At 66.7% G+C, this 17,254-nt stretch carries 15 protein-coding genes, 1 tRNA gene and 5 pseudogenes; 10 read left to right on the top strand and 11 right to left on the bottom strand.

Annotated elements, in window-relative coordinates; genetic code table 11:
• Positions 1-7 precede the first annotated feature (7 nt).
• Together DPM13_RS25435 and DPM13_RS25430 are read right to left on the bottom strand one after the other, a co-directional pair.
• Entirely contained in the window at positions 8-1,027 is a 1,020-nt protein-coding gene (locus DPM13_RS25435) for a penicillin acylase family protein (RefSeq protein ID WP_262983180.1), read from the bottom strand.
• A 97-nt stretch (positions 1,028-1,124) separates the two neighbouring features.
• Positions 1,125-2,387, bottom strand: coding sequence for a penicillin acylase family protein (locus tag DPM13_RS25430; RefSeq protein ID WP_262983179.1), 1,263 nt, complete (start codon positions 2,385-2,387; stop codon positions 1,125-1,127).
• A 124-nt stretch (positions 2,388-2,511) separates the two neighbouring features.
• Between DPM13_RS25430 and DPM13_RS17570 the strand changes: the two genes are divergently transcribed.
• The 8 genes and pseudogenes from DPM13_RS17570 to DPM13_RS17535 all read left to right on the top strand — a co-directional run bounded on the left by DPM13_RS17570 (position 2,512) and on the right by DPM13_RS17535 (position 9,026).
• On the top strand, positions 2,512-3,354 hold the full coding sequence (locus DPM13_RS17570) for an NAD(P)-dependent oxidoreductase (RefSeq protein WP_112888509.1): 843 nt from the start codon (positions 2,512-2,514) through the stop codon (positions 3,352-3,354).
• Positions 3,351-3,758, top strand: a complete 408-nt coding sequence (locus tag DPM13_RS17565; RefSeq protein ID WP_112888508.1) for a cupin domain-containing protein — start codon at positions 3,351-3,353, stop codon at positions 3,756-3,758. The genes DPM13_RS17570 and DPM13_RS17565 overlap by 4 nt, the downstream gene beginning before the upstream one ends.
• Positions 3,759-3,897: 139 nt before the next feature.
• A tRNA-Val gene (locus DPM13_RS17560) sits at positions 3,898-3,972 on the top strand.
• A 521-nt stretch (positions 3,973-4,493) separates the two neighbouring features.
• Positions 4,494-5,048 carry a thioredoxin family protein gene (locus tag DPM13_RS17555; protein ID WP_112888507.1) on the top strand — a complete coding sequence of 185 codons (555 nt, stop codon included), beginning with the start codon at positions 4,494-4,496 and terminating at the stop codon, positions 5,046-5,048.
• Positions 5,045-5,728 (top strand): phosphoglycolate phosphatase, encoded by a 684-nt coding sequence (gene gph / locus DPM13_RS17550; RefSeq protein ID WP_028719017.1) that lies wholly within the window; start codon positions 5,045-5,047, stop codon positions 5,726-5,728. The genes DPM13_RS17555 and gph overlap by 4 nt, the downstream gene beginning before the upstream one ends.
• Before the next feature lie 79 nt (positions 5,729-5,807).
• Positions 5,808-6,233 carry a TIGR01244 family sulfur transferase gene (locus tag DPM13_RS17545; protein ID WP_112888506.1) on the top strand — a complete coding sequence of 142 codons (426 nt, stop codon included), beginning with the start codon at positions 5,808-5,810 and terminating at the stop codon, positions 6,231-6,233.
• A gap of 249 nt (positions 6,234-6,482) precedes the next feature.
• Positions 6,483-8,302 (top strand): annotated as a pseudogene (typA, locus tag DPM13_RS17540) (translational GTPase TypA).
• A gap of 91 nt (positions 8,303-8,393) precedes the next feature.
• Positions 8,394-9,026 carry a hypothetical protein gene (locus DPM13_RS17535; protein WP_112888505.1) on the top strand — a complete coding sequence of 211 codons (633 nt, stop codon included), beginning with the start codon at positions 8,394-8,396 and terminating at the stop codon, positions 9,024-9,026.
• A gap of 9 nt (positions 9,027-9,035) precedes the next feature.
• Here DPM13_RS17535 and DPM13_RS17530 read toward each other — a convergent pair whose 3' ends face one another.
• From DPM13_RS17530 to DPM13_RS17510, 7 genes and pseudogenes are all read right to left on the bottom strand, one after another.
• Positions 9,036-9,359 carry a 2Fe-2S iron-sulfur cluster-binding protein gene (locus tag DPM13_RS17530; RefSeq protein WP_028719013.1) on the bottom strand — a complete coding sequence of 108 codons (324 nt, stop codon included), beginning with the start codon at positions 9,357-9,359 and terminating at the stop codon, positions 9,036-9,038.
• Positions 9,360-9,505: 146 nt separating this feature from the next.
• A pseudogene (locus DPM13_RS17525) lies at positions 9,506-10,710 on the bottom strand (beta-ketoacyl-[acyl-carrier-protein] synthase family protein); the annotation flags it as partial.
• 137 nt (positions 10,711-10,847) lie between these two features.
• A complete protein-coding gene (locus DPM13_RS17520) occupies positions 10,848-11,108 on the bottom strand; it encodes an acyl carrier protein (protein WP_028719011.1) in 261 nt (86 codons plus the stop codon).
• A 12-nt stretch (positions 11,109-11,120) separates the two neighbouring features.
• Positions 11,121-12,224 (bottom strand): UDP-3-O-(3-hydroxymyristoyl)glucosamine N-acyltransferase, encoded by a 1,104-nt coding sequence (locus DPM13_RS17515; RefSeq protein ID WP_112888504.1) that lies wholly within the window; start codon positions 12,222-12,224, stop codon positions 11,121-11,123.
• Positions 12,225-12,301: 77 nt separating this feature from the next.
• On the bottom strand, positions 12,302-12,481 hold the full coding sequence (locus DPM13_RS24180) for a hypothetical protein (RefSeq protein WP_223252665.1): 180 nt from the start codon (positions 12,479-12,481) through the stop codon (positions 12,302-12,304).
• A gap of 63 nt (positions 12,482-12,544) precedes the next feature.
• Positions 12,545-12,799, bottom strand: a pseudogene (locus DPM13_RS25425) (L,D-transpeptidase family protein); the annotation flags it as partial.
• A gap of 20 nt (positions 12,800-12,819) precedes the next feature.
• A pseudogene (locus DPM13_RS17510) lies at positions 12,820-13,755 on the bottom strand (peptidoglycan-binding protein); the annotation flags it as partial.
• 445 nt (positions 13,756-14,200) lie between these two features.
• Between DPM13_RS17510 and DPM13_RS17505 the strand changes: the two are divergent.
• Entirely contained in the window at positions 14,201-14,761 is a 561-nt protein-coding gene (locus DPM13_RS17505; protein WP_028719008.1) for a YcbK family protein, read from the top strand.
• Between the two features lie 122 nt (positions 14,762-14,883).
• Here DPM13_RS17505 and DPM13_RS17500 read toward each other — a convergent pair whose 3' ends face one another.
• Together DPM13_RS17500 and DPM13_RS17495 are read right to left on the bottom strand one after the other, a co-directional pair.
• Entirely contained in the window at positions 14,884-15,636 is a 753-nt protein-coding gene (locus DPM13_RS17500) for a hypothetical protein (protein WP_223252142.1), read from the bottom strand.
• Positions 15,593-16,216, bottom strand: a complete 624-nt coding sequence (locus DPM13_RS17495; protein WP_112888503.1) for a uracil-DNA glycosylase family protein — start codon at positions 16,214-16,216, stop codon at positions 15,593-15,595. Before DPM13_RS17495 ends, DPM13_RS17500 begins: the two co-directional genes overlap by 44 nt.
• A 212-nt stretch (positions 16,217-16,428) precedes the next feature.
• Between DPM13_RS17495 and DPM13_RS17490 the strand changes: the two are divergent.
• Positions 16,429-17,081: pseudogene (locus DPM13_RS17490) on the top strand (ABC transporter ATP-binding protein).
• Positions 17,082-17,254: the final 173 nt, after the last annotated feature.

The following is a 17,254-nucleotide window of genomic DNA, read 5'->3' as shown; positions in this document are numbered from 1 at the left end:
GACGTGGTCATTCTCGACGCGTCCGCCACAGCTCGGCTATGTCGTCGTAATGGCGCGACAACGGATGGCCCGATTGCCCGGTCGAGATGACGAAGACGGAACTGTCTGGGTCCGCCAGGTCATAGACCCCGCGATACGCAGCCCCGGTCACGTTCTGCCAGGGGTTCGGCCCCCGGCCCAGGAAGCCCGCCGCCGCGATGGTCGTGTCCGATCCCGAGGTAGGCTGGATCAGGTTGACGATATAGGACACGCCCCGCATGTCGCCCAGGCCCGGATGGACATGACGCGCCCGGTGCAGGTCGCCCCAGCGCCAGCTGGCAAGATCGGGGCCGAAGCGTGCCGTCAGGTCCAGCAGCGCCGCGTCCAGCGCCTGGCGGGCGATCTGGGTGCAGGTTTCGACCGGGGCGGACTGGCGGATGTCGCACCAGACCCCGGCGCCCCGTGTGTTGCGGAACACGCGCTCCAGAAAATCGGGGTAAAGCCGGGTCAGGTCGTCGGCCAGCGGGCCCAGTTCATCGCGCAGGATGCGATCCTGAAGCGCCCGCATCCAGGCCACATAGATCATGGGTTCGGGCAGATGCTCGCTCATGGCGCCGTCCCAGTTCGCCAGCAGCGCCAGCGCGTCCTGACGCTGGCGTTCGGGCGTGCCCCGGGCCGCGGGCTCTCCGGTGAACCACAGGTCGGCCCCCACCAGCGGCAGCAGCGCGCGCGCCACGGGGCTGACGATGTCGTTCTGCGCGGCGATGAAGCTGTCGCGGGAATGCACCTCGCGCGAGTCGATCAGATGGCGCAGGCGGGATTGCCGATAGGGGTCGCCCCGGTCGAAGCCCAGGACGGGTTCGTCCGGCTGGGCGGCGCCGGTCGCGGCCACCATGCCCGAGGCGGGGGCGAGCGTGGTCATGGCGTCCGGCGCCGGCAGCAGCTTGCCCCAGCGGTTGTCCGGCAGCCAGCCCGGCGTGGGCAGGCGACCTGCGGTCTGATGCGCGGAACTGCGGCCGGGCAGGGCGCCCGCCAGCACCTGGCCCACGCCGTTGTCGTCGGCCAGCGGACCAGAAGCGCGGGCGCGACCATCCGGCGCAGCCCCTCGACCGCGACCTGGCGCTCGGGCGCGCGCATCAGCCCGATCAGGCGCTCATCGAGGTGTCGCCGCCAAAGCCTCCGGTCCAGGACAGGGTGGCGACATGACCGGCAGGCAGGATGCGCTCCAGGTCCAGTTGGCCGGGTGGCAGGACGGGGCCGTTTTCCGTGCGCCGCAGCGTGATCGACAGCGGCTCCTGTCCCTTGACGCGCAGGGTTTCACGCCGGGTCTGGAACTCGGTCCAGCCGCCCGCGCCACGATAGCGGTTGGCGTCGCCCGGCTGGACTTCCTCGATATGCAGGTCCTGGTCGTCGATCTGGGCGGAGGCGATGCCCCAGGCCAGGTGCGTGCTGCGGCCGGACAGGACCGCCGGGATTCCCGGGATGGTTCCGCCGATCACCCCGCCCGAGCCAAGCTCGAGCCGCGCCAGATACCACAGTCCGGGCGCGGTCAGGGCAAACTGCGGATCATTGGCCAGAAGCGCACCCGAGGCCGCCGTGCGCCGCGCCGCCGCAGCCCAGCTGCTGCCCGAGGCGCCCTGCGCCGGCGCCAGATAACCCGCAAGGCTGGCGGCCCAGTCGGGCGCGGCGATGCGCCGTTCGGCCCCCGCGAACCGCGCGCCCGGAAACAGCGAAGCATAGGCGGGCATCGGCGGTTCGGTCGGCCCGGCGACCAGTTCCTGCCCGCGTTCGGGCGCGGCGAGCGACAGCCTGGCGCGCAGCACCTCGCGCCGCATCTGGACCGAGGCACTGGCCGCGAGCAGCTTCAGCGATCGCCAGGGAATCGCCGGCTCCCAATAGGCGATGACGTCCGGGAACAGGAAGAATTCCGGCGCGCCACGGCCCAGGGCGCCCAGGTTCACCTGGTGGATCCAGGCGTTGACCCCTTCGGCATAGGCCTCCAGCGCCTCGCGCGTTTCCGGGTCCTGCGCCTCGACCGAGTCGCGGGCATTGCGGTACAGTTCCAGCCTGCGCGCCAGATCGTCGGCGGGCAAGGCGCCCGGCCCATAGATCTCGGCCAGGCGGCCCTGGGCGGCGCGGCGCAGGACGGTCATCTGGAACAGCCGGTCCTGGGCATGGGCCAGACCAAGGGCAAAGAACACGTCGCGGTCGTTGGCGCCGAAGATGTGCGGCACGCCCTCGGTCGTGCGCACGATCTCGACCGGGGCCGCGATGCCCGCCACGTCGAAGGTGGCATTGTAGTCGGGCAGCGAGCGGATGGTGAAATACCAGACCAGCGTCCCCAGTCCCAAGGATGCCACGATCAGCCCGACCGTCAGCCGAACGAGCCAGCGGAATAGTGTCACCATGGACGCGCCCGAAGCTTGGCGCAGAGGTGGTTGACCCCCGCGGCAGGTGGTGGAATTCATCGGGGTGCATAGGACAGCGCGCGTTCCGGTTCAACGCGCCTTTCACAAGCCAAGGGAGAAAGTGATGGCACGCGTTGCATTTCTGGGACTGGGGGTCATGGGCTTTCCCATGGCGGGCCATCTGGCGGCGGCCGGGCACCAGGTGACGGTCTGGAACCGCACCGCCGCCAAGGCCGAGGCCTGGGCGGGCAAGCACACGGGCCGCGCCGCCGGACGCGCGCGAAGGCCGAGGGTGCACGACTACAGCGCCAAGCGCGGCATCGAGGCCTGCTTCATCCTGGCCCCCGAGGGCGCGCCGGACTGGGTGCGGGACCGGGCCGCCTTGTGGAACGCCGCCGAGGCGCGCGAGACGCGCAAGAACTCCGTCACTGCCCGGGAATGCGGCCTGGGCTTGTGGCGCGCCGGCTCGGGCGGGCAGGCGGGGGCCGAAAACGGGCAGCTTTCGGTGATGTGCGGCGGCACGCCCGAAGATTACGCCAGGGCCGAGCCGGTGATCGCAGCCTATGCCCGGATCTGCCGGCTGATGGGGCCGTCGGGTGCGGGGCAGTTGACCAAGATGTGCAACCAGATCGCCATTGCCGGTCTGGTGCAGGGCCTGTCGGAATCGCTGCATTTCGCCGAAAAGGCCGGGCTTTCCATCAGCGAGGTGGTCGAGGTCATCAGCCAGGGTGCCGCCGGCAGCTGGCAGATGCAGAACCGCCACAAGACGATGGAGGAGAACCGCTTCGACTTCGGCTTCGCGGTGGACTGGATGCGCAAGGACCTGGGGATCTGCCTGGCGGCAGCCAACGAGAACGGCGCCAGCCTGCCGGTGACCGCCCTTGTCGACCAGTTCTACAAGGACGTGCAGAACATGGGCGGCGGGCGCTGGGACACGTCCTCGCTGATCGCGCGTCTGCGGAAATGACGCCGCTGATCCATCGCGGCGCGTGCCTTGAGCCGAGCGCCGCATGGTTCGAAGCCCGCTTTGCCGAAAACGGCTGGAGCAATTCCTGGCGCGATGGAATCTATGATTTCCAGCACTATCACGCGACCACGCATGAGGTGCTTGGGGTCTATGCGGGTCGCGCCCGGGTTCAACTGGGCGGGCATGGCGGTCCCATCCACGACCTGCAGGCGGGCGACGCGGTCGTGATCCCCGCTGGCTGCGCCCATTGCCGGATCGAGGCGAGCCTCGATTTCGCCGTGGTCGGTGCCTATCCTGGCGGGGCCGAGCCCGACCTGGTTCGCGGGCCCGGCATCCCCGACCCGGGCCTGCCGCGTCCTGCTGCCGACCCGATCCTTGGCCCGGGCCGCGGCTTTTCGGCGTGACCGTGCCGCGCTTGCCAAACCCCGCCGCATTGCGCTATCAGCAACCGGCGCGGGCGCTTCGGCCACCGGGGCGTTGGTCGGAAGACGCGCGGGAAACAACGGCATGATGGTCCCGGTTCGGGCAGCATCGGTCGCAGTCGGGGCGGTAGCTCAGCGGTAGAGCGACACGTTTACACCGTGTTGGTCGGGGGTTCGATCCCCTCCCGCCCCACCATGTCTTGGGTTTTTATCTGGACTGGTGGAAATTATATCAGTGAAATCATTCATTTAAGCTCACGCCTGATGAAGCGGAGAGTGGTATTATCCGGACATGGTATCAGCTTCGCACAGCAGAGGCGCGCAAGCTTGTGCGAACCGTTCCAACCGAGGCCGTCCACAATCTGGGACGCTGGCAGAGGCGCGCAAGCTTGTGCGAACCGTTCCAACCGAGGCCGTCCACAATCTGGGAAGCTGGAGATATCGCCTCGTGCCAGCGCGCGATCTTGCGGCGTTCCTCAAGGCTGAGATGGACATAGGAGCGGGGCATGCGAATCCTCCTTTGAGCAACACATTGTTTTTGCTAAAAAGTCGCACTTCAATCTTGAATCCACCCCGACCACAGCAAGAACATAGATAATGAGAATTATGTATAGTAACTTCCAAAACCTCATACTTTCGCCCAAACACAGTCTGCAAGCTCTCTCAAACCCGCGCTTGACCTGCTACCGTCGACCAGCATGAAAACCGGGAGGACGGATGGCGGTCAGACCACCAGTTTGCGACTTCGGGGCGCGCGCACCCGATTTCACCTTGCCGGACCCCGACGGACGCCTTCACAGCCTGGCGGAAATCGCCGGGTCTCGCGGTACGCTCGTCATGTTCATCTGCAACCATTGTCCCTATGTCCAGGCGATCATCGACCGGATCACTCGGGACGCGCGCGATCTGCAGGCGCTGGGGATCGGCGTGGTGGCGATCTCGGCCAACGACATCAGCGAATATCCCCAGGACGCGCCGCCGCACATGAAGGCCGAAGCGCTGAAGCACGGCTTCACCTTTCCTTATCTGTATGACGAAACCCAGGATGTCGCGCGTGCCTATGGCGCGGAGTGCACGCCGGATTTCTTTGGCTACAATGCCGATCTTGAACTGCAATACCGCGGCCGGCTGGACGCCTCGGGGCGCGCGCCGGCGGCATTGGATGTGCGCCGGGATCTTTTCGAAGCTATGGCGCTGGTCGCGCAAACCGAACAAGGTCCGCGCGAGCAGATCGCGTCGATGGGCTGCTCGATCAAATGGAAAGCCTCATGAACACCTGCCTTGCCCCTTGCCCCGTTGTCTTTGATCTGGACGGAACACTGATCGACAGCGCCCCCGACATCCATGCCGCTGTGAATGCGGTGCTGCGGCTGAACAAGACGGCGCCGCTGACCCTGGACCAGGTGCGCAGCTTCATCGGCGGCGGCGTCGACCTGCTGTGGCGCCGGGTGATCGCGGCGACCAGCCTGCCGCTCGAGGCGCACCGGGACCTGGTTGCGTCCTTCATGACGCGCTATCATCAGGCGACAGCGCTGACGCGGCTTTATCCTCATGTGCCCGAGGCTCTGGGCCAATTGGCCGACCGGGGCTATCCGCTGGGGATCTGCACGAACAAGCCCATGGGGCCGACCCGGGCGATCCTGGATCACTTCGGGATTTCGGGGTTGTTCTCGATCGTCATCGGCGGAGATTCCCTGCCCCAGCGCAAGCCGGACCCGGCACCGCTGCATGCGGCCTTCGCAGCCCTTGGCGCCCATCCCCAGCAGCCTCGGGGGCTTTATGTCGGCGACAGCGAATTCGACGCCGAATGCGCCGAAAACGCCAATGTCCCGTTCCTTCTTTACACCCGGGGCTATCGCAAGGGCGCCATCGAGCAGATGCGCTTTGTCCAGCATTTCGACGATTACGCCACCCTGCCCCTGCTGGTCGAGGAAAACTGCCCCGTCGCCTAGGACCGACAGCTTGACAGCGGCCGCAAAGGGGGTGATCCGTCAGAGGGTCGCCCCGTCGCGGAACCTCAAGGAGACCTTCATGGACCTGCGCCAACTGACCCCGGACCTTTCGGTTTCCCCGCAGGTCCAGCCTGAGGACCTGCAGGCCCTTGCCCAAGCCGGCTTTCGCGTCCTGATCAACAATCGCCCCGATGCCGAGGTCGGCCCCGACACCGACAGCACCGCGATGCGCGCCGCGGCCGAGGCCGCCGGCATGGAATATCGCGAAATCCCCTTCGTGCCGGGCGAGTTGACCCCCGACATGGTCGAGGCTCAGGCCGAGGCGCTGGCCCTGCCCGGCCGCAAGCTGGCCTATTGCCGTTCGGGCAACCGTTCGACCGTGCTCTGGGCGCTGACGCGCGCGGGGCTTGAACCGACGGCAACGTTGCTCGATACGGCGGCTGGCGCCGGCTATGACCTGTCGGGCGTGCGCGGGCTGATCGAGTCCCTGGCGCGCGGCCGCTGACACGTCCGGGAACCCGATCCACCGGGCCGGGGTTAGTCCCGCACGACCATGAAATCGCGGCGCTTTTCAACGCCGCGCCAGCAGGGGGAATTGGCCTTGAACTCGATCATCTACCTCGTCGGACTTGTCGTCGTGGTGCTTTTCATCCTCAGCATGCTGGGGCTGCGCTAGGCGCATGGGCGATTGTTGCTGGCATTTCGGCCCTCGCTGCGCTAGGGGGGCCGCAATCAATTCAAAGGCCAGCCCCCCATGGATATCCGCAATATTGCGATCATCGCCCACGTCGACCACGGCAAGACCACCCTGGTCGACCAATTGCTGAAACAGTCGGGTTCCTTCCGCGAAAACCAGGCCGTCGCCGAGCGCGTCGATGGACAGCTACGACATCGACGCGATCGCGGCATCACCATCCTTGCCAAGGCGACCTCGGTCGAAAGGAAGGGCACCCGCATCAATATCGTCGACACCCCCGGCCATGCCGACTTCGGCGGCGAGGTCGAGCGTATCCTGTCGATGGTCGATGGCGTCTGCCTGCTGGTCGATGCCGCAGAAGGTCCGATGCCGCAGACGAAATTCGTGACATCCAAGGCGCTGGCACTGGGGCTGCGCCCCATCGTCGTGCTGAACAAGGTCGACAAGCCTGCGGCCGAGCCCGACAAGGCGCTGGACGAGGTGTTCGACCTGTTTGCCAACCTTGGCGCCAGTGACGAGCAGCTGGACTTTCCCCATATCTACGCCTCGGGCATCGGCGGCTGGGCAGACGAGTCGCTGGACGGCCCGCGCAAGGACATGTCGGCACTGTTCGACCTGGTGCTACGCCACGTCGAGCCGCCGAAACAGGTCGCGCGTCAGGACGAGCCCTTCCAGATGCTGGCGACGACCCTGGGCGCCGACCCCTTCATCGGCCGCATCCTGACCGGTCGGGTCGAGGCCGGCCGCGCGAAGGCGGGCGACACCATCAAGGCCCTGTCGCGCGACGGCGAACGGATCGAACAGTTCCGCATCTCCAAGGTTCTCGCCTTCCGCGGCCTGACGCAGACGCCCATTGACGAGGCGGTGGCGGGCGATATCGTCAGCCTTGCCGGCATGTCCAAGGCGACCGTCGCCGACACGCTTTGCGCGCTGGATATCGAAACCGCCCTGCCCGCCCAGCCCATCGATCCGCCGACCATCAGCGTGACCTTCGGCATCAACGACAGCCCGTTGGCCGGTCGCGATGGCAACAAGGTCCAATCCCGCGTCATTCGCGAACGCCTGATGAAAGAGGCCGAAACCAACGTCGCCATCAAGGTCGAGGACACGCCCGGCGGCGACGCCTTCGTGGTCTCGGGCCGGGGCGAATTGCAGATGGGCGTGCTGATCGAGAACATGCGCCGCGAAGGGTTCGAACTGTCGATCTCGCGCCCGCGCGTCATCTTCCGCGAGGAGGACGGCCAGCGCCTGGAACCGATCGAGGAAGCCATCATCGACGTGGACGACGAATACACCGGCGCCGTCATCGACAAGCTGACCGGCAACCGCAAGGGCGACCTGGTCGAGATGAAGCCCGCCGGCCACGGCAAGACCCGCATCGTCGCCCATGTCCCCTCGCGCGGGCTGATCGGCTATCAGGGCGAGTTCATGACCGACACCCGCGGCAATGGCGTGCTGAACCGCATCTTCCACAGCTGGGCGCCCTACAAGGGCCCGATCCAGGGCCGCCGCCAGGGCGTGCTCATCAGCATGGAGGACGGCGTGTCCGTGGCCTATGCGCTGTGGAACCTGGAAGAGCGCGGCAAGATGTTCATCGGCGCACAGGAACAGGTCTATCAGGGCATGATCATCGGCGAGCATTCCCGCGACAACGACCTGGAAGTGAACCCGCTCAAGGGCAAGAAGCTGACCAACGTCCGTGCCTCGGGCACCGACGAAGCCGTGCGCCTGACGCCCCCGGTGCGCATGTCGCTGGAGGAAGCCATCGCCTATATCGACGATGACGAACTGGTCGAGGCACACCCAAGAACATCCGCCTGCGCAAGCGATACCTCGACCCGCACGAACACAAGCGCCAGTCGCGCGCCGACGCCTGAACGAAAATCGCGCCTGTCGAAAAACACGGTTCCGCACCTGCGGAACTGTGTTAGGATTACCCTGTTTTTTAACCCGTTTCAGGAACGTCAGATGGCGAGCCAGGGCAATCTCTATCAGACGCTGGTCATGGCCGCCAAGGAACACCTGGACCGCACGGGCAGATTGCCCGACTCCGTCGCGGCCCTTGCCAGCCTGGCCAAGGTGGACCTCAAGGATGCGCAGCAGATCTTTGCCTCGCCCCAAGCGATCTACGACGGCCTGATCTATCAGGGCGTGATCCTGCTGAACGACGCCCTGCGCGAAGGTGTGCTGGAAACGGACTCGCAGGATCCCGTCTCGCAACTCCGGGCGCTGGCCGAAGGCTATGGCGAATGGGCCGAACGCAACCCCGCCCTGTTCCGCCTGCTGTCAGAGGGCCTGAACCAACCCATGGCCGAGGACGGGACCCTGCACCGCTATACGCTGTCGATGCGCGAACTGTTCCTGCGCAAGCTGACCGAAATGCGCGACCTGGCATCTGGCCAAGGACACGGACCTGAAGATCTGCTCTTGGTGCTGCATGCCCTGGTCAAGGGCGCGAACACGCTTTTCACGACGCGCTCGTTCGACCCCTGGTTGCACGGCGATTCCCGCTCCAGCCGACTGCTGACCCGCATCGTCTTCGACGAATTCATCAACGGCATCCTGCGCTCCCATGCTCCGGTATCGGAGCACGCGGATTAGGGCCATCGGTCAGATCTGCCGCTCGGGCAGTTGCACCACAAGCCCGTCAAGGTCCGGCGTCACCTTGATCTGGCAGGTCAGGCGCGAGCGGGCTGGATCGGGCTGCCAGGCGAAATCCAGCATGTCCTCCTCCATCGGGTCCTTGGGCGGCAGGCGGTCGACCCATTCCGGGGCGACATAGACGTGACAGGTGGAACAGGCGCAGGCGCCGCCGCAATCCGCGTCGATGCCGGGCACACCATTGTCCCGCGCGCCCTCCATCACCGTCATGCCGGGTTTCACGTCGATCTCGTGGGCGGTGCCGTTGTGCTCGATATAGGTAATCTTCGCCATGGGTGCCTTCCTTCGCTTCGATCCCGCAGATAGGCCATCCCGGGCCCGGTGAAAACCCCGTGCCTCGGATCGTTTTTCACCGTTTTCCAAATACCCCGGGGTGAGGCGCGGCACGCGCCGAAGGGCAGCGCCCCTGCCCCCTCCCAGACCTTGCGCAGCGCGATCACCGCGATCAGCCCGCCAAAGGCAAAGGCGTTGGACAGAACCGCCTCGACCCGCGCCTCGCGCGCCTGGTTCGGAACCACGTCCAGCGCGCATTCCGGGTCGGGCTCCTCATAGCCGATGGTCGGTGCGATCACGCCGTCGCGCAGCGCCATGATGCAGGCCAGCAGTTCGACCACGCCGGTACCGCCGATCAGATGGCCATCATCGGCTTGGTCGATGAGATCATCAGCCGGTCCGCGTGATGGCCGAAGGCATGCGCCACGGCGGCGCATTCCGTCTTGTCGTTCGCCGCCGTCCCGGTGCCATGGGCGTTGATATAGCCCACCTCCTCGGGTCGCATATGGGCGTCCAGCATGGCGTTGCTGATCGTCCTCTGCGCCCCGATGGCCGAGGGCATCACGATGTCCTGCGCATCGGCCGACATGGAAAAACCCACCACTTCGGCCAGGATGTCGGCGCCGCGCGCCACGGCATGCTCCCAATCCTCGAAGACGAAGACCCCCGCGCCCTCGCCCTGGACCATGCCGTTGCGGGTGGCGGAAAACGGCCGGCAGGCGTCCTTCGACATGACCCGCAGCCCTTCCCAGGCCTTGACCCCACCAAAGCACAGCATCGCCTCGGACCCGCCGGTCAGCATCACGGTCGCCGCGCCCGAACGCACCATGTTGAAGGCCATGCCCATCGCGTGGTTCGAACTCGCGCAGGCGGTGGCCACGGTAAAGCTGGGGCCCTGAAGCCCGTATTCCATGCTCAGGTGCGAACAGGCGGCGTTGTTCATCAGCTTGGGCACCACGAAGGGATGGACGCGGTTCTTGCCCTCCTCGTAGACGGTGCGGTAATTCTCGTCCCAGGTGTTCATGCCGCCGGCGGCGGTGCCCAGCACCACACCCGAACGCATTCCCAGCTCGCCCTCAAAGACCAGCCCCGACTGCTCGACCGCCTCGCGCGCCGCAAGCAGCGTGAACTGGGTGAACTTGTCGTAAAGCACGATCTGCTGCCGGTTGAAGTACAGCTCGGGGTCCCAGTCCCGGACCTGCCCCCCGATCTTGACCGTCAGGCGGTCCACGTCGCGGAACTCCAGCGGGCCGATGCCGCAGCGCCCCTCGCGCATCGCCTCGAAGGTCGAGGGCACGTCGCGCCCCAGCGCATTGATCGTGCCCATGCCGGTGATCGCGACCCGGCGCAGCCCGCTGGCGTGCCGGCCCATGATGACCCGCCCCAGCAGCGTCCGCGCGCGCGAGGTCGCGGATTTCACCTTGCCCTTGACCTTGCCGGCCTTCGGGTCCGTCTTGGCGGGCTTGTCGCCCTTGGTCTTCTTGGCGTTCATGCCTTTTCAGCGACCAGCTTTTCGACGGCCGCGATGATCGAGCCCAGCGTCGAGATGTCGAACTCGGACTTCTCGGGCTCGTTGGCGTTGAAGGGGACAGAGATGTCGAACTCTTCCTCGATGGCAAAGATCGACTCGACCAGCCCCAGGCTGTCGATGCCGATTTCCTGCGGCGACAGCTCGGGCCGGAGTTCGGAAGGCTCCAGCATGGCCTGTTCGGCGATGATCTGGATGATGCGGTCGCGCACGTCTGTCATTTCGGTCTCCAATCAGCCCTTGCCGGCCTCGGGGCGCTTTTCCAACAAGTTCTTAACAGTTTCGCGAAGCTCTGCCACCTGCGCATAAAGCCGCGGCAGGCGGCGGATGTTCTTTTGCGCCTCGACATGGGTTTCCATCTTGACGGCGGGGCTGCCCAGCAGCACACGGCCGGCGGGCGCGTTGGTAAAGATCTTGGTGGCACCGCCGGCGATCACATCGTCGCCCACGAAGATATTGTCCGAAACCCCGACCTGTCCGCCCAGCACGACACGGTTGCCGATCCGGGCCGAGCCCGCGACGCCGACCAGGCCGCACAGCATGGAATCCTCGCCCACGGTGCAATTGTGGCCGATCTGGACCAGGTTGTCGATCTTGGTGCCCCGGCCGATGCGGGTGGCGCGGATGGTGCCGCGGTCGATGGTGGAATTTGCGCCCACCTCGACATCGTCGCCGATCTCGACCCCGCCCAGCGAATGAATGCGGGTCCAGTGCTGCTGGCGGATCTCGTGCCGCTCGCCCAGGGTGTGGCGGATCTCCTCGACCCCCGACGTCTCGGGGGTGACAAAGGAAAACCCGTCCGCGCCGATGGACACGCCAGGATGCAGGATCACCCGGTCGCCCATCCTGACGCCATGTGCGATGCGCACGCCCGGGTGCAGCAGCACGTCCCGCCCGATCACCGTGTCCCGCCCGATCGAGACATGCGAGGCGATGCGCGCCCCCTGCCCCAGCCGGACCCCGGCGCCGATCACGACGAAGGGGCCGATGGCGGCATCCTCGGGGACTTGGGCCGTGGGGTCGATCACGGCGCTGGGGTGAATGCCCGGGGCGATCCCCGGCCCCGGATCGAACGCCCTGGTCAGCCCCGCCATCGCCAGCCGTGGCCGGCCGACCAGGATGGCCGCGCGCAGGCCCAGGGCCTCGGGGTCCATGCCCTCGGCCAGCAGCGCGACGCCGCCTGGCTGCAAGCGCTCGCCATAGGCGGGAGTGGTGGCCAGGGCGATCTGCCCGTCCTGCGCCTGCCCCGCCTCGGCGGCGCCGTGCACCGTCAGGCTTCCGTCGCCCCACAGCCTGGCATCCAGCGCACGGGCGAGTTCGGCAATGGTCACTGTCATCAGGCATCCCCCTTGGTTAGGGATGATCTAATCGTCCGCGACCGCAGAATCCAGACTGCTGTCGATTCCGGCCTTGATCAACGCGGCATGGACCAGCGCATCGCGGCCGTAGATGTCGGGGAAACGCCGGATCTGGCCCGACTCGTCCGGGAAGGCGGTGAAAAGACCAGATGCACCGGCAGGTCGCCGCGGATGTTCAGATAGGTCTCGCGCCCGGTGCCCAGGGCCTTCGAGACGGCAGCCTCGGGATCGCTCAACTGGCCCTCCAGCAGCGCATGGGCCAGGTCGATGGGCCGGCCGACCCGGATGCAGCCGTGCGAATAGGCGCGGCGGCTTTCGTTGAACAGGTGCTTGGTCGGCGTGTCGTGCAGATAGATGTTCCAGGGGTTCGGAAACATGAACTTGACGACGCCGAAGGCATTGTCGCGCTGGGTTTCTGTCGCATCCGATAGGGAAAGTTCGCGGCCGTGTAGCGGCGAAAGTCGATCCGCTCGCGCGGGATGACATTGCCGCGTCCGTCCACCACGTCCAGATGGCGCACCGCGTTCCGGTTCGCCTGAAGGCGCGGCAGGTATTCCTTGACCGTGATCGAGCGCGGCACGTTCCAGCGCGGGTTCACCACGATGTATTTCATGGGCTCGGTGAACTCGGGCGTCTCATAGGACGGGTCCGCCTTGCCGATCACCACCCGGGTCGCAAAACGCTCTTCGCCGTTCTCCAGGATCCGGGCTGTGAACTCGGGCAGGTTGACCCAGACCTGGCGGGCCAGCGGGTCGTGGCCGTGCATCCAGCGCATCCGTTCAAGCGCGACCAGGATGCTCCGGGATTCGGCGCCGGGGCCGCGGTTCAGCCGCGCCACGGTCCTGGGGCCGGCGACACCATCGTCGGCAAGCCCCGCCTGGCGCTGAAAGCGGGCGACCGCATCGACCAGGGGCGGATCGAAGGTGGTCGGATCGCCCAGCGGGGGCGCATCCAGCCCCAGCGCCCGCAGCCGGGCGCGCAGTAGCCCGACGGCGGGATCGGTCATCCCCTCGCGCCAGCTGCCCTCGGGGACCGGGGCCACGTCGGCGGCCGCAGTCATCCCGGCTTCGTGCGACAGCGCCGCTTGCAGCGCCAGATAGCGCGGATCGCGCGACGGCAGCGCGGCCAGCCAGGCCCTTGGGTCCGGCGCCGCCGCAAAGGCGCGCATCATCTCGCCCGTCGAGGGACGCTGGACCTTGCGCTTGATGCCGGATTCCACCTTGCCGGGTTCAAGGATGCCGCCGGTGATGTCGTGGCTCCAGCGCGCGAAGGCCAGGGCGAAGGCGATTTCTGCGGTCAGCCAGTCCTGCGGCGCCTGGTCCAGCCTGACCAGCAGATCATGGCCATAGCGCGCCTGGGGAAGACCATGGCTGGCCGCCTGCCCCACCGCCTCGATCAGCGCGGCGCGACGCGCGGTCGCCTCGGCCCCGGTAAAGATCGGCTGCAATCCGTTCGTGCCGTAGAAATCGGCCAGGCCGGGGTTGCCCGCGACCCGGCCGGCCAGCCGCATCTCGTCTGCCGAAAAGCTCAGGCGCGGCGCAGGCAGCGTGGCAACCGCGCTTTGCGCCAGCGCCATATCGCCGGTAAGCGCAACGGCAATCGCAGCATAAACAACCGAAGCGCGAATCAGCCGAGCGATTTTCACCTTATTATCCTTTGGTTCGTCTTCCCTGAAGTGTGCCCCAGCCGCAACCCGCGCACCAGAAGGCGCGCCATATTTCCCACGGTGGTGATGCACGCCGGGCACGCCGCCGGACAAAACCTGCAGTTGCGTTCCCGCCGCTCTTTCCTGTCGGCGGATTATCGCCGAACATGGCGGATGTTCGCCGTCGGAGGAATCAAAAGCTTCCCTCCGCTCGCGCGCTGGTGACATATTCTTAATCAGTTTCGGGTAAACCCGAGGCCTGCCGGGCAGAGGACCGGCAAAACAAACGAAGCAGGACAGGCGATCTGACATGACGTTTGAAACTATCTCGCGCCGCGGCATCCTTGGTGTGTTCGCGGCGACGACGGTGGCAGCAGCGCCGGTTATGGCCAATGCCTTCGGACTGATACGCGGTGCGGGCGACATCCGGCGCATCCGCATGTATTCGGGACGCACGGGCGAAAGCATCGACACCGTCTATTGGGTCGAAGGCAAGTATATCCGCGACGCCCTGAATGAAATCAACGTGTTCATGCGCGACTGGCGCACGGGCCAGGTGATCGGGATCGACCCGCGCACCGTCGACATCGCCGCAGCCTCGCACCGGCTGCTGCAGACCAACGAACCCTACATGATGCTGTCGGGCTATCGCTCGCCCAAGACCAACGCCATGCTGCGTTCGCGGTCCTCGGGCGTGGCGCGCAACTCGCTGCACATGGTGGGCAAGGCTGCCGACCTGCGCCTGAAATCGCGCTCGGTCGGACAGATGTACAAGGCTGCTGCGGCCTGCCAGGCAGGTGGCGTCGGCAAGTACTCGCGCTCGAACTTCGTGCACATGGACTGCGGTCCCGTCCGTCACTGGGGCGCCTGACCTCGCGATCCTTCAAGATTGCGTGACCACGCTAAGACCCGCCCCCTGGGGCGGGTTTTTGCGATTCGGCGTGTCGGAATCATGCGGATCACCGTGCCCTCGGCGGGCTGCCGCCGGCCTCCCTAGCGCAGCCGGGGCGGGGCTTTGGGGTCGCGACGCGGCGCGGCCTCCTCAACGGGCGTGGGCACCTCGATGACCAGCGCCCCGGCGGCAGGGGCGCGGTCGGAAAAGGCCAGGTCCAGTCCGCCCTCGATCTCGGGCAAAAAGGCGAAAAGCTCGGCAAAGGCCTTCGCCACGGCGTCGCGGTGCCTGTCCGGGACCTTGCCCAGGACCAAGACGTGCCCCGACTGCCCGTCCTCCCATTCGAACAGCGACAGCGCCGCCCAGCCCGCCAGCCCGGCCATGTCGCCCAGCCGCTGGGCCACCGGCTCGGCCAGGATGGCGACCGCCTCGGGCGCGGGGGCATGGATCAGGCGCGGCGCCTCGTCCGGGGCAAGCCTCGGCCGCGCCTCGAGCGAGGCGAGCAGCCAGGCCAGCGTCGACGCCGCCAGCAGCATCTCGGAGGGATGGCCGGGGTTGACCAGCAATCCCCGCCCCTCGGCCACAAGCGCCTGCGCCAGGACGCGGCCCGGCAAGCCGACGTAAGCGACCGGCCCGTCCAGAAAGCCCGCCAGCCGGTCCTGCGTGTCGCAGGCCAGCGCCACCGACCCGCCCGGCAGGTCGAAGATGCGCAGTTCGGCCCGGTCGCCGGCGGGCTCCTCGACCAGGGCGGCGAACAGTTCCGTGTCGGCCAGCCGAGACAGGACGCGGGCGCGGGCCGGCGGCTCGGCATCATGGAAGGGGATCGGGCACAGCGAATCCAGAGGCGTCATCATGGCTTTCCAGCGTTCTGGCCACGGCCAGGCGCAGCGCGGGCACCAGTTCGGCCTGAAACCAGGGATTGCGTTTCAGCCAGCCGGTATTGCGCCAGGACGGATGAGGCAAGGGAAAGATTGCGGGCGCGTGGTTGCGCCACTGCTTCACCGCCTGTGTGACGCCGTTCCGCGCGCCCAGATGCCAGCGCTGGGCGTGGCCGCCGACCAGCAGGGTCAGGCGCGGCTGCAGCGTCTCCAGCACCTCCCGGCGCCAGGTCTGGGCGCACAGCGGCGGCGGCGGCAGGTCGGAGCCCTTGGCGTCGTAGCCCGGAAAGCAGAAGGCCATCGGGACGACGGCAATGCGGCGGCGGTCGTAGAAGACCGCGCTGTCGACGCCCATCCATTCGCGCAGCCGGTCGCCCGAGCGGTCCGCGAAGGGCCGCCCCGCAAGATGGACGCGCATGCCTGGCGCCTGCCCCACGATCAGGATCGACGCGCCCGGTCGGAACCAGGCCACCGGCCGGGGCGCGTGATGCGTCGCGGTCGCGGCAAAGCGCGCCGCGCACAGCCGGCAGGCGGAAATCCGTTCGACAAGGTCCATGCGCTGAAAATAAGAATGAAATGACCGCGAAAAACCCCGTTCCCGTTCACGATAGTTTAAGCCACTCTCGGCCAAGGTAGACAGCATCGCGGAGGGCGCATAAGGTCGCGCGGTGCAGCGCGGCAGCCCCTGGCGGCCGGGTTGTTGGTTCTTGGCCCAGGCGCGTCCGGATTGTGCCGGGCTCGCGTCGGGCGCTTGTCGAAGGCTTCGGAATGATCGAGTTCGATAATGTGTCAAAGTCCTTCTGGACGGGCACGCAGCGCAAGGTCATCCTGGACCGCGCCTCCTTCAGGATCGAACTGGGCCGCTCGATGGGGATTCTCGCGCCGAACGGCACCGGCAAGACGACGCTGATCAACATGATGTGCGGGCTGGAAAAGCCGGACGAGGGCACCATCCGCAGCACCTGCCGGGTGTCCTTTCCGCTGGGCTTCATGGGCGGCATCACCGCAAAGCTCAGCGCGAACGAAAACGCTCGCTTCATCGCCCGCATCTATGGCGTCGATACCGACTATGTCGAGGCGTTCTGCCGATGGCTGACCGACTCGACGAGTATTTCGACCGGCCCGTCGGCACCTACAGCGCCGGGATGCGCTCGCGCTTCACCTTCTCGCTGATGCTGGCGCTTGAATTCGACCTTTACCTGATCGACGAAGGCATGCCGACCACGACCGACGTCGAATTCAACCGCAAGGCCGGGGCGGTGCTTTACGACCGGCTCAAGTCCGCGACCGTGGTGGTGGTGTCCCACCAGGCCCATACGATCGAGAAATTCTGCAGCTCCGCCGCCGTTCTGCGCGACGGAAAGCTTTATCAGTTCGAAACGCTGGAAGAGGCGAAACAATATTATGACTACACCTCCTAAGGCGCGCGTCTTCCGCACCAGCCGCGAGGAATCGGTCCTTTCGGTCAAGCGCAGCCCTGGTGCGGTCGAGATTGCCCGGAAGGTCCAGATCAGCGTCCGCAAACGCGACAACGCCCCCAGTGCCGGCTCGGCGCGCGATCGGGTCGCGGCCGATCCCTCGCAGCTTTTCGCTC

This window comes from Paracoccus mutanolyticus, assembly GCF_003285265.1.
GTDB classification, from domain to species: Bacteria; Pseudomonadota; Alphaproteobacteria; order Rhodobacterales; family Rhodobacteraceae; genus Paracoccus; species Paracoccus yeei.
The sequence above is the reverse complement of the archived record's forward strand: the minus strand, read 5'-3'. Positions and strand labels throughout refer to the sequence as shown.

Coding starts and splice junctions, on each gene's coding strand:
- DPM13_RS25430 (WP_262983179.1), bottom strand. CDS start 2,387: ATGGTGACACTATTCCGCTGGCTCGTTCGGCTGACGGTCGGGCTGATC.
- DPM13_RS17570 (WP_112888509.1), top strand. CDS start 2,512: ATGGCACGCGTTGCATTTCTGGGACTGGGGGTCATGGGCTTTCCCATG.
- DPM13_RS17565 (WP_112888508.1), top strand. CDS start 3,351: ATGACGCCGCTGATCCATCGCGGCGCGTGCCTTGAGCCGAGCGCCGCA.
- DPM13_RS17555 (WP_112888507.1), top strand. CDS start 4,494: ATGGCGGTCAGACCACCAGTTTGCGACTTCGGGGCGCGCGCACCCGAT.
- gph (WP_028719017.1), top strand. CDS start 5,045: ATGAACACCTGCCTTGCCCCTTGCCCCGTTGTCTTTGATCTGGACGGA.
- DPM13_RS17545 (WP_112888506.1), top strand. CDS start 5,808: ATGGACCTGCGCCAACTGACCCCGGACCTTTCGGTTTCCCCGCAGGTC.
- DPM13_RS17535 (WP_112888505.1), top strand. CDS start 8,394: ATGGCGAGCCAGGGCAATCTCTATCAGACGCTGGTCATGGCCGCCAAG.
- DPM13_RS17530 (WP_028719013.1), bottom strand. CDS start 9,359: ATGGCGAAGATTACCTATATCGAGCACAACGGCACCGCCCACGAGATC.
- DPM13_RS17520 (WP_028719011.1), bottom strand. CDS start 11,108: ATGACAGACGTGCGCGACCGCATCATCCAGATCATCGCCGAACAGGCC.
- DPM13_RS17515 (WP_112888504.1), bottom strand. CDS start 12,224: ATGACAGTGACCATTGCCGAACTCGCCCGTGCGCTGGATGCCAGGCTG.
- DPM13_RS17505 (WP_028719008.1), top strand. CDS start 14,201: ATGACGTTTGAAACTATCTCGCGCCGCGGCATCCTTGGTGTGTTCGCG.
- DPM13_RS17500 (WP_223252142.1), bottom strand. CDS start 15,636: ATGATGACGCCTCTGGATTCGCTGTGCCCGATCCCCTTCCATGATGCC.
- DPM13_RS17495 (WP_112888503.1), bottom strand. CDS start 16,216: ATGGACCTTGTCGAACGGATTTCCGCCTGCCGGCTGTGCGCGGCGCGC.